The sequence below is a fragment of the Saccharomonospora iraqiensis subsp. iraqiensis genome, assembly GCF_000430445.1.
GTDB classification, from domain to species: Bacteria; Actinomycetota; Actinomycetes; order Mycobacteriales; family Pseudonocardiaceae; genus Saccharomonospora; species Saccharomonospora iraqiensis.
This window is the reverse complement of the sequence record NZ_KE387102.1, coordinates 50738-52774: the sequence shown is the minus strand read 5'-3', so window position 1 is coordinate 52774 and position 2037 is coordinate 50738. Positions and strand designations below refer to the sequence as shown.

Genomic DNA, 2037 nt, shown 5'->3' with positions numbered 1-2037 from the left:
CAGGCCGCCGTACGGCGCACCCCGGTGCTGCTGGACGGGCTGCCCGTGTGCGCGGCCGCGCTGCTCGCGGAGGAACTGGCCCCCGGCGCCCGCGAGTGGTGGTTCGCGGCGCACCGCTCACCCGAGCCGGCCCACACCCTCGCCCTGGAACACCTGGACCTCGACCCGATCGTCGACCTGGGCATCGCCGAGACCGGCGGCTACGGCGCCCTCACCGCCCTCCCCCTGCTGTCCACCGCGGCCCACCTGGGCGCGCAGGGTTCGCCGTGAAGGACTCCTTCCCTGCGTCCGGTGCCGTGAAGGACTCCTTCCCTGCATCGCGCGCAGGGAAGGAGTCCTTCACGGCACAACGGTGAGCACCCGGCTCAGCCGAGCGGGTGCATCCAGCCGTGCGGGTCGGGTTTGGTGCCGTCCTGGATTCCGGTGAGTTCCTCGCGCAGTCGCATGGTGATCTCGCCCGGGTTCCCGTCCCCGATCGTGAACTCACCACCCGTGTGCCGGACCCGGCCGACCGGGGTGATCACCGCCGCGGTGCCGCAGGCGAACACCTCGGTCAGCTCACCCGAGCGGGCCGCCTTCTCCCACTCCTCGGTGGAGATACGCCGCTCCTCGACCGGGTAGCCGAAGTCCGAGGCGAGCTTGATCAGCGAGTCCCGGGTGACGCCGGGCAGCAGCGCCCCGCTCAGTTCCGGGGTCACCAGCCGCGCGTCGGCCCCCGAGCCGAAGACGAAGAACAGGTTCATCCCGCCCATCTCCTCGACCCACCGGTGCTCGGCGGCATCCAGCCAGACGACCTGGTCGCATCCCTGCTCGACCGCCTCCCGCTGGGCCACGAACGAGGCGGCGTAGTTGCCCGCGCACTTGGCCTCCCCGGTGCCGCCCGGCGCCGCCCGCACGTACTCGGTGGACAGCCAGACGCTGACCGGCTGCACACCGCCCGCGAAGTAGGACCCGGCGGGCGAGGCGATCAGGGTGTAGAGGTAGCTCTGCGACGGGTGGTTGACGCCGAGCCCGACATCCGTCGCGATCATGAACGGACGCAGGTAGAGCGAGTCGCCCCGGTTGGTCGGCACCCACCGTTCGTCCACCGAGACCAGTTCGTTCAGCGAGCCGAGGAACAGCTCGTCGGGCAGTTCGGGCATCGCCATCCGGCGGGCGGAGCGGCGGAACCGGGCGGCGTTGGCGTCCGGACGGAAGGCCTGCACGGACCCGTCCGGCCCGCGGTAGGCCTTGAGCCCTTCGAAGATCGCCTGCCCGTAGTGCAGCACCGCGGTGGCCGGGTCCAGCGTGAGCTGCTCGTACGGCCGCAGCTCGGCGTCGTGCCAGCCCTGCTCCGCGGTCCAGGTGGCGGTGACCATGTGGTCGGTGAAACTCAACCCGAATCCCGGTTTCGCCAGTACCTGCGCCACCCGCTCGGCCGGGGCGGGTCGGGTGCTGGGTGTGCGGCGGAACGGGATCGTGGTAGTCATGGCGCACAGCATATCGCTGACGTAGGAAACCGGAACATCGCTCGTCCTACGATCTCCGCCGCCGTCGCGCGGCCTCCCGGCACCCCGGGCGCGGGTGCCTCCGGGGTCCGGGCGGCCCGGGATCGGACGATCCGCGCCCACGGGCGGCGGTCGGCCTCTACGATGTGCGCGTGACTTCCCAGCCTGCGCCCACGACCGGCTCCGCCGGCGCCAAGACGTTCGTCACCGCGACCATGCTCACGTTCACCGGCGGGATGCTGGTGCTCATCGGCTACATCATGGTCGGCGGCTTCGGCATCTTCCTCGGCCTCGTCGGCGCCGTCTTCGGAGTGCTGTGGTGGAAGGACCTGCACGACGGGGTGATCCCCGCGCAGCTGCCCACGAAATCGGTGGCGCTGCTGACCCTGACCGGTCTGGCACTGTTCGGACTCGCCGTCGCCATGGCCTGACGGATCCGCGCGGGCGCGCCGGGGCGGCTACCGTCGCGCGCCGGTGAGGCCGGCGTGGATCCACCGCACGAGGAACAGCGCCCCGGCCGCGACCAACGCGGCGGTGACCGGCACCAGCG

General features: G+C 71.8%; 3 protein-coding genes. 2 read left to right on the top strand and 1 reads right to left on the bottom strand.

The window, feature by feature from the left end; all coding sequences use genetic code 11:
- A partial coding sequence (locus tag ACTIR_RS0114670; protein ID WP_026454859.1) for a nicotinate-nucleotide--dimethylbenzimidazole phosphoribosyltransferase occupies nt 1–270 on the top strand: 270 nt, incomplete at its 5' end.
- Nucleotides 271–365: 95 nt separating this feature from the next.
- Here the strand turns inward: ACTIR_RS0114670 and ACTIR_RS0114665 are convergent.
- Nucleotides 366–1469 (bottom strand): branched-chain amino acid aminotransferase, encoded by a 1104-nt coding sequence (locus ACTIR_RS0114665; protein WP_026454858.1) that lies wholly within the window; start codon nt 1467–1469, stop codon nt 366–368.
- Between the two features lie 170 nt (nt 1470–1639).
- On the opposite strand from ACTIR_RS0114665, the gene ACTIR_RS0114660 reads away from it, so the two are divergent.
- Nucleotides 1640–1918 (top strand): hypothetical protein, encoded by a 279-nt coding sequence (locus tag ACTIR_RS0114660; protein ID WP_034240274.1) that lies wholly within the window; start codon nt 1640–1642, stop codon nt 1916–1918.
- Nucleotides 1919–2037 lie beyond the last annotated feature (119 nt).